The sequence below is a fragment of the Pseudomonas sp. GZD-222 genome, from assembly GCF_049310525.1.
Taxonomy (GTDB): Bacteria; Pseudomonadota; Gammaproteobacteria; order Pseudomonadales; family Pseudomonadaceae; genus Aquipseudomonas.
The window spans coordinates 1-8,079 of record NZ_JBMOWO010000041.1 but is presented as its reverse complement, the minus strand read 5'-3'; the positions used below and the strand labels follow the sequence as shown (position 1 = coordinate 8,079).

Sequence of the window (8,079 nt, the reverse complement as noted above, 5' to 3'; positions counted from 1 at the left end):
TGGGGTGGATGTTCTCTGTCCGTTGTTTCTCTTCCTCCCCCCCCCTCTCCGCCCCCCCCCCCCCCCCCCCCACCCCAGTCAGTTGCCCACAGTGTTTAGCGGCGCGCGGCAGGTTTTGGGATGTACGCGCAATAGCCCGGACGTGGCCCGATCCGTGGGTGGTTGCGGCAGGTGTCCGGGCGCTTGTCATAAATGGTGCACATGCGGCTTTTACGATCCAGATAGAGGCAATCGTCGTTGCTCATCTGCGCCAGGGTGAAAATCCCCGACTTCTGGTTGAAGCGCTGGATAATCCCGTCCTTCTGCAAACGCTTGGCAATGTTCTTCGGCGGCTCACCCACTTCGAACTCATCCACCACGCCCATGCGGATCAGGTCTTTGATTTTCACTTCCGTCGGCAAGGTGCAGCAGGTCGAGTTGCAGCCTCCGCACATATGGCTTTGGTACTTCTGCCAGGTTTCCAGGCGGTCGACTTCGGCGGCGGCAATCAGGGTCGGTTTCATCAGGTTCAGGTTTTAGAGGTTCTAGTAGGCGCGCGATCATACCGGAGTTGGTCAAAATGTGAACAACCATTTGCCGGTTCCACCAATGCCGACCGCTGTTTTTGTACAGAAACTCCAGAACCTGCGCTTTCGCTCTGTGTCGAACGGTCTAGGCTGAGAAATCTCCATCCGCATTCGTCAACCTGATCGAGGACGTCGCATGTCTCAGGAACCACTCGCTCGTGACGCAGAGGTGGCCGCTTTTCGCACCGCTGTACTGGACAAATTGACCTACGCGGTCGGCAAGGACCCGGAGCACGCCTTCGAACATGACTGGTTTGAGGCCATTGCCCTGGCAGCCCGTGATCACATGGTCGATCACTGGATGGACCATACCCGGCAGATTTATCGCAAGAGCCAGAAGCGGGTGTACTACCTGTCCCTGGAGTTCCTCATCGGGCGTTTGCTGTACGACAGCTTGAGCAACCTGGGCCTGCTGGACATTGCCCGGGAGGCGCTGAGCGGCCTGGATGTCGACCTTGAGCGCATTCGCTTGCTGGAGCCGGATGCGGCCTTGGGTAACGGTGGCCTTGGGCGTCTGGCGGCGTGTTTCATGGAGAGCATGTCGACCTTGGGCATCGCGGCCCACGGTTATGGCATTCGCTACGAGCACGGCCTGTTCCGCCAGGCGGTGGTCGATGGCTGGCAGCAGGAGCAGACCGAGAACTGGCTGGACTTCGGCAACCCCTGGGAATTCGAGCGGGCCGAGGTGATCTATCCGATCAGTTTCGGTGGCAGCGTCGAAACCGTGCATGACGCCAATGGCCAGCAACGCCAGGTGTGGTGGCCGGCCGAAACCGTGCGGGCGGTAGCCTATGACACACCGGTCGTCGGCTGGCGTGGCGCGAGCGTCAACACCTTGCGCCTCTGGCGTGCACGAGCGCTGGAGGAGTTGCACCTGGAGCGCTTCAACGCCGGCGACCACTTGGGCGCCGTGGCCGAGGTGGCCCGCGCCGAAAGTATCTCACGCGTGCTGTACCCGGCTGACAGTACCGAGGCCGGGCAGGAACTGCGCCTGCGTCAGGAGTACTTCTTCGTCTGCGCCTCGCTGCAGGATTTGCTGCGTCGCCACCTGAACATGCACGACAGCCTGCTCAATCTGCACGAATCGGCGGCAATCCAGCTCAACGACACCCACCCCTCGATTGCCGTGGCCGAATTGATGCGTCTGCTGGTCGATCAGCACGAGGTGCCCTGGGATACCGCCTGGCAACTGACCGTCGATACCCTTGCCTACACCAATCACACCCTGCTGCCCGAGGCTCTGGAAACCTGGCCGGTCAGCCTGATGGAACGCATGCTGCCGCGGCATATGCAGATCATCTACCTGATCAACGCGTTTCACATCGACGCCCTGCGGGCCAAGGGTATCCATGATTTTGACGTGCTGCGCGCGGTGTCGCTGATCGAGGAGGACAACGGCCGGCGAGTGCGCATGGGTAATGTGGCGTTTCTCGGTTCGCACAGCGTCAACGGCGTGTCGGCGCTGCACAGCAAGTTGATGCGCAGCACGGTGTTCGCCGAACTGCACAAGCTCTACCCCGAACGGATCAACAACAAGACCAACGGCATTACCTTCCGCCGTTGGTTGTATCAGGCTAATCCGCAGCTGACAGGCATGCTGGTCGAGGCGTTGGGAGAGGATGTGCTCGACAACCCGGAAGGCCGTCTGCGCGACCTCGAGCCTTTCGCTGACAAGGCGGCGTTTCGCAAGCAATTTGCCGAGCAGCGACTGCACAGCAAGAAAGCGCTGGCCAGTCTGATTCAGGAGCGTCTGGGTATTACCGTCAACCCGCAGGCGATGTTCGATGTGCAGGTCAAACGTATCCACGAGTACAAGCGCCAGTTGCTCAACCTGCTGCACACGGTGGCCTTGTACCAGGCAATACGCGCCGAGCCCGGAACCGGCTGGGCACCACGGGTGAAGATCTTCGCTGGCAAGGCGGCGGCCAGCTATCACCAGGCCAAGCTGATCATCAAGTTGAGCAATGACATCGCCCGGGTGGTGAACAACGACCCGACGGTGCGTGGCCTGCTCAAGGTGGTGTTTTTGCCCAACTACAACGTCAGTCTGGCGGAGAGCATCATTCCGGCGGCCGACCTTTCCGAGCAGATCTCCACCGCCGGCTATGAAGCCTCCGGCACCAGCAACATGAAGTTCGGCCTTAACGGCGCGCTGACCATCGGCACCCTGGACGGTGCCAACGTCGAGATGTGCGAGCAGGTGGGGGCTGAGAACATGTTCATCTTCGGCCTGACCGCGCAGCAGGTGGAGGCGCGCAAGCGCAGTGGCGACTTTGGCGCCAATGCGGCGATCAGCGCCTCGTACCGGCTCAATGATGTGCTCCAGGCCATTCGCAGCGGCGTGTTCTCTCCGGATGATCCGGCCCGTTACGTGGGGCTGGTGGACTCGCTGGTGGCCCATGACCGCTTCCTGGTTTGCGCCGACTTCGATGCCTACTGGGATGCTCAGTTACGCGTCGAAGCGCTCTGGCACGATCCCAAGGAGTGGTGGCGCATCGCGGTGCTGAACACTGCGCGGATGGGCTGGTTCTCCTCGGACCGGACCATTCGCGAGTACGCCACGCAAATCTGGAAAGCCCTCGACTAAGCTGTGCAGGACGGCCCGGGAGCGGTGAACTCTCGGGCCGATGTGCCGTCTGATCGGGCAAGCGTATCGGATTGCTCGCTAGCGCTGCACTCTCCCTGTAAACTGCGTGGGTTTTTATTACCCCTTCCTTCGGAGCCTTACATGTCCCGCGTTACCCTGAGTCGCTATTTGATTGAGCAGACCCGCAGCAACAGTACCCCTGCCGATCTGCGCTTCCTGATCGAAGTGGTGGCGCGTGCGTGCAAGGAGATCAGCCATAACGTTTCCAAGGGCGCCCTGGGCGGTGTTCTGGGCAGCATGGGCACCGAAAACGTGCAGGGCGAAGTCCAGAAGAAACTGGACGTGATTTCCAACGACATCCTCCTCGAAGCCAACGAGTGGGGCGGTCACCTGGCCGGCATGGCGTCCGAAGAAATGGACAATGCCTACCAGATCCCGGGCAAATACCCGAAAGGTGCCTACCTGCTGGTATTCGACCCACTGGACGGTTCGTCGAACATCGACGTCAACGTGTCGGTCGGCACCATCTTCTCGGTTCTGCGTTGCCCTAACGAGTACCTGAGCCAGAACGAAAGCCTCAACGAACAGGCCTTCCTGCAGCCGGGCACCAAGCAAGTAGCAGCCGGTTATGCGATCTATGGTCCGCAGACCATGCTGATCCTGACCCTGGGTAACGGCGTCAAGGGTTTCACCCTGGACCGCGAGCTGGGCAGCTTCGTCCTGACCCACGAGAACATCCAGGTTCCGGAAACCACCGCCGAATTCGCCATCAACATGTCCAACCAGCGTCACTGGGAAGAGCCGGTAACCCGCTATGTGGGCGAGCTGCTGGCCGGTGAGACCGGTCCGCTGAACAAGAACTACAACATGCGCTGGATCGCCTCGATGGTTGCCGACGTGCATCGCATCCTGACCCGTGGCGGCCTGTTCATGTACCCGCGTGATGCCCGTGAGCCTTCCAAACCAGGCAAGCTGCGTCTGATGTACGAAGCCAACCCGATGTCCTTCATCATCGAACAGGCCGGCGGTGCTTCCACCGACGGTCGCCAGCGCATCCTCGACATCCAGCCAGAGAGCCTGCACCAGCGCGTAGCGGTGTTCCTCGGCTCCAAGCAGGAAGTCGAGCGCGTTACCGGTTATCACCAGGAGTAAGTCATGCTCGCACCTTGGCAGCCGTTACTGGAATGGTGGTTCGGCTGGGGCACCAGTCCCCAGGACGTCGCTGACGAGAAGAGCACGCTGTGGTTCGGCAAGCACCATGACGTCGAGGCGCAAGAGCGTTTCGGCGATCTGGTCGAGCAGGCCCTGGCGGGTGGTCTGGATGAGTGGCTGCAGAGCCCGCAGGGCTGGTTGGGTCTGGTCCTGTTGCTCGATCAGTTGCCGCGCATGATCCATCGCGACACACCGCGCGCCTTCGATGGCGACCGGCGTGCTCAGGTCCTGGTAATGCAGGGTCTGGACAAGGCCTGGGATTACCAGCTGCTACCGATCCAGCGGGTGTTCATCCTGCTGGTGCTGGAGCATGCTGAAGTGCTGGATTGGCAGAACACCAGTGTCGAGCGTTATCAGCTGTTGCTTGATGCGCAGCCGGACGCTGACCGGCGTCTGTTCGAAGGTTTCCTCGACTATGCCGAGCAGCACCAGCGGGTGATTGCCCGCTTTGGCCGGTTCCCGCATCGCAATCTGCTGCTGAATCGGCCGAGTACCGATGAAGAGATGGATTTCCTGCTGGAGCCTGGGTCGCGGTTTTGAGTTGAATTCGATCGCGGGGGGAAGGTGGTTTTCGCAAGGGCCAGAGGGGGAGGGGTTGTCGCGCGAGTGGGTCGCGGTTTTGAGTTGAATTCGATCGCGGGGCAAGCCCGCTCCCACAGGGTACCGGTGGGAGCGGGCTTGCCCCGCGATTAGTTTCAAATCCTGAAACTGCCCACCAACTGCTTCAACCGGTTGGCCTGATTCTCCAGGTCATTGCAGGCACGCAAGGTCGCTTGCAGGTTCTCCACCCCTTCCTGATTCAGCGTATTGATCTCGGTGATGTCGACATTGATCGACTCGACCACGGCCGTCTGTTCTTCGGTTGCGGTGGCTACTGACTGGTTCATGCCATCGATCTCGCCGATCCGCTGGGTCACGCTACCGAGGCGCTCACCAGCCTGGTTGGCAATGCCGACGCTGTGCTGGCTGTGGCTCTGGCTTTCGGTCATGGTGCTGACCGCCACTTGAGCACCGGCCTGCAGTTCTTCAATGATGCGCTGGACCTGTTGCGCCGAATCCTGGGTGCGATGGGCAAGGTTGCGCACCTCATCCGCCACTACCGCGAAACCACGACCGGCTTCACCTGCGCGTGCCGCTTCAATGGCAGCGTTTAGCGCCAGCAGGTTGGTCTGCTGGGAAATGCCGCTGATCACTTCAAGGATCTGGCCAATGTTCACCGTGTTGGCATTGAGGGTTTCGATGTTGCCGCACGAGTCGCTGATTTTTGCCGACAACTGGTTCATCACCTCGATGGTCTGGTCGACCACCTGTTGACCTTCCGCCGCCAGATTGCGTGCATCACTGGAGTGTTGCGAGGCGAGGGCGGCGTTCTGGGCGATCTCCTGGGCGGCGGCGCCCAGTTGGTTGATCGCCGCAGCAACGCTGCTGGTGCGGCTCGATTGCTGGTCGGCATTGTGGATCGAGGCATTCGAGGCACTGATGACGCGCAAGGCCACTTCGTTGACCTGGCCGGTGGCCGAGGACACTTCACGGATCGATTCGTGGATGCGTTCGACAAAACGGTTGAACGACTGGCCGAGGCTGCCGAATTCGTCCTGGCCGTGGATACGCAGGCGGCGAGTGAGGTCGCCTTCACCTTCGGCGATATCGTGCATAGCCCGGCCCATGACGTGCAGCGGCTCCATCAGAACGCGGATCAGGACACCGAGCAGGGCAATGATGATCAGCACGGCAATCACCGTGGCGACAATGGCCGAGGTGCGCAGTTCGCTGAGCATGGCGAAGGCGAAGTCCTGATCGAGCACCAGGGCCACATACCAGTCAGCCGAAGGCACGCCATTGACCTTGGTGAAGGTGATGAACTGTGAGTGCCCAGCTTGCTCAGTCTCTTTTAGACCGCTGCCGATCTGTGGAGTGTTGTGCGGGTAGGCCTCGCTGAGGTTTTTCAGCACCAGCTTGGCATCGGGGTGGACCAGAATCTTGCCGTCACCGTTGACGATGAATGCCTGACCGTGGCCGTCGAAGTTCAGCGCGTTGATGATGGCGCTGATGCTGTCCAGGTCGGTGTCGGCACCGTTGACGCCGATCAGCCGGCCTTGGTGCTGAACCGGCGTGGCCAGGGTGATCACCAGTTTGTTCGCGGACACCGAAATGTACGGCTCGGTGATGATCGTCTGGCCGGCGCTGCTGGCAGCCTTGTACCAGCCGCGCACCCGCGGATCATAATCGGCAGCGCGATTGCCCAGTGGCACCGACTGCATGTAGCCATCCTGGCCGCCGAAATAGGTCAGGAGGAAGTTGCTTCTGTACACCGGCAGGTTGAGGCTACGGGTCAGGCTGTCCTTGCTGGCGCCATCGATGGCCACTTGCTGGGACAGCGACTGGAGGATCTGCATGCGGCTTTGCAGCCAGGTCTGGATGTTGCTGCTGGTCAGGTTGCCGAGCTCCTGCATGGAAGCTTCGGTATTGCTGCGCAGGGTCTGACGCTGGCGGTAATCGTTGAACAGGACAAAACAGGTAAAGGCGACAGCGACCACCAGGGCGGCGGCGAGCAGAATCTTGTGGCTGAACTTCAGGTTTTTTGTCATTGCGGGGTCTGTCTGCACACGGCGGGTCAACGGGAGGGGCGCGGCAATACGTCGCAGCGCCTACCTGTGTCGTCCGGTGAATGGAAAAGATTAACGCGCAAATCGGTCTATTCGACCAAAGGCAGGGAATTGGCGTCAGGAAAGCGCAATCGCTCGGGAACCAGAGGCGCTTTTTCCCTTCTAAGCTGTCGGTAGGCCATCGCGCCTGCACCCTCATGTCCAGGAGTGACCCCTTCATGTCGTTGCGTTCCCTCGCCCTGCTGTCCTTGTGCGTGTTTCTGACTGCGTGCAACAAGATCAACCAGGAAAACTATTCAAAGCTTCAGGCGGGTATGGCCAAGGCCGAGGTAGAAAAGCTGCTCGGTTCGCCCAAGGAGTGTTCCGGCGCACTGGGCATGTCCAGCTGCACCTGGGGTGACGAGAAGAGCTTTATCAGCGTGCAGTACGCCGCCGACAAGGTACTGATGTATTCCGGGCAGGGACTCAAATGAAATCGCTACAGCTGCTGCTGGTCCTGTGTGCTGGCCTGATCCTCGGAGGCTGTGCCAGTACGGACAGCGGACCGATCCCGCCGAAGACCGCCAACAGCGTCGATCTCAAGCGCTACCAGGGCAAATGGTTCGAACTGGCGCGCCTGCCGATGTTTTTCCAGCGCGATTGCGCCCAGTCCGAGGCCCACTACAACCTCAAGCCTGATGGCTCGGTGGGTGTGCTCAACCGCTGCCAGACCCTTGAGGGTGAATGGCAGGAAGCCAGCGGCAACGCCACGCCACAAGTGCCGGGCAAGACCGACAAGCTCTGGGTGGTGTTCGACAACTGGTTCTCGAAAGTGCTGCCTGGGGTAGCCAAGGGCGAATACTGGGTGCTGTATGTCAGCGACGACTACCAGACCGCGCTGGTTGGCAATCCGGATCGCAAATACCTGTGGATTCTTTCGCGCACGGCGACCGTTCCGGCCTGGCAGCGTGAAAGCCTGCTGGCCAAGGCACGGCAGCAAGGCTACGACACCAATCGTTTGATCTGGCGGGTGGCGGACAGGGATATTGCTGCGCACAAGCAGTGAGACTTTTTCGCGGGGCAAGCCCGCTCCCACCGATGCTGATAAGTAGCCGGTGGGAGCGGGCTT

General features: G+C 60.6%; 7 protein-coding genes and 1 pseudogene. 5 read left to right on the top strand and 3 right to left on the bottom strand.

Features of this window, described 5'->3' with window-relative positions; translation table 11 throughout:
* Positions 1 to 95 precede the first annotated feature (95 nt).
* Positions 96 to 503: a YkgJ family cysteine cluster protein gene (locus tag ACO6VD_RS07035; RefSeq protein WP_038615479.1), complete on the bottom strand. Its 408-nt coding sequence runs from the start codon at positions 501 to 503 to the stop codon at positions 96 to 98.
* Between the two features lie 199 nt (positions 504 to 702).
* Between ACO6VD_RS07035 and ACO6VD_RS07030 the strand changes: the two genes are divergently transcribed.
* From ACO6VD_RS07030 to ACO6VD_RS07020, 3 genes are all read left to right on the top strand, one after another.
* A complete protein-coding gene (locus ACO6VD_RS07030; RefSeq protein ID WP_422417921.1) occupies positions 703 to 3,153 on the top strand; it encodes a glycogen/starch/alpha-glucan phosphorylase in 2,451 nt (816 codons plus the stop codon).
* Between the two features lie 141 nt (positions 3,154 to 3,294).
* A complete protein-coding gene (locus ACO6VD_RS07025; RefSeq protein WP_045181833.1) occupies positions 3,295 to 4,305 on the top strand; it encodes a class 1 fructose-bisphosphatase in 1,011 nt (336 codons plus the stop codon).
* Between the two features lie 3 nt (positions 4,306 to 4,308).
* Entirely contained in the window at positions 4,309 to 4,905 is a 597-nt protein-coding gene (locus ACO6VD_RS07020) for a DUF924 family protein (RefSeq protein WP_422417919.1), read from the top strand.
* Between the two features lie 155 nt (positions 4,906 to 5,060).
* On the opposite strand, the gene ACO6VD_RS07015 is transcribed toward ACO6VD_RS07020, so the two are convergent.
* Together ACO6VD_RS07015 and ACO6VD_RS07010 are read right to left on the bottom strand one after the other, a co-directional pair.
* Positions 5,061 to 5,861, bottom strand: coding sequence for a methyl-accepting chemotaxis protein (locus ACO6VD_RS07015; RefSeq protein ID WP_422417923.1), 801 nt, complete (start codon positions 5,859 to 5,861; stop codon positions 5,061 to 5,063).
* A 54-nt stretch (positions 5,862 to 5,915) separates the two neighbouring features.
* Positions 5,916 to 6,953, bottom strand: a pseudogene (locus tag ACO6VD_RS07010) (HAMP domain-containing protein); the annotation flags it as partial.
* A gap of 236 nt (positions 6,954 to 7,189) precedes the next feature.
* Between ACO6VD_RS07010 and bamE the strand changes: the two are divergent.
* Positions 7,190 to 7,444 carry an outer membrane protein assembly factor BamE domain-containing protein gene (gene bamE / locus ACO6VD_RS07005; protein ID WP_400172299.1) on the top strand — a complete coding sequence of 85 codons (255 nt, stop codon included), beginning with the start codon at positions 7,190 to 7,192 and terminating at the stop codon, positions 7,442 to 7,444.
* A complete protein-coding gene (locus ACO6VD_RS07000) occupies positions 7,441 to 8,016 on the top strand; it encodes a lipocalin family protein (protein WP_422417916.1) in 576 nt (191 codons plus the stop codon). Before bamE ends, ACO6VD_RS07000 begins: the two co-directional genes overlap by 4 nt.
* The last annotated feature ends 63 nt before the right edge of the window (positions 8,017 to 8,079 follow it).

Coding starts and splice junctions, on each gene's coding strand:
- ACO6VD_RS07035 (WP_038615479.1), bottom strand. CDS start 503: ATGAAACCGACCCTGATTGCCGCCGCCGAAGTCGACCGCCTGGAAACC.
- bamE (WP_400172299.1), top strand. CDS start 7,190: ATGTCGTTGCGTTCCCTCGCCCTGCTGTCCTTGTGCGTGTTTCTGACT.
- ACO6VD_RS07030 (WP_422417921.1), top strand. CDS start 703: ATGTCTCAGGAACCACTCGCTCGTGACGCAGAGGTGGCCGCTTTTCGC.
- ACO6VD_RS07025 (WP_045181833.1), top strand. CDS start 3,295: ATGTCCCGCGTTACCCTGAGTCGCTATTTGATTGAGCAGACCCGCAGC.
- ACO6VD_RS07000 (WP_422417916.1), top strand. CDS start 7,441: ATGAAATCGCTACAGCTGCTGCTGGTCCTGTGTGCTGGCCTGATCCTC.
- ACO6VD_RS07020 (WP_422417919.1), top strand. CDS start 4,309: ATGCTCGCACCTTGGCAGCCGTTACTGGAATGGTGGTTCGGCTGGGGC.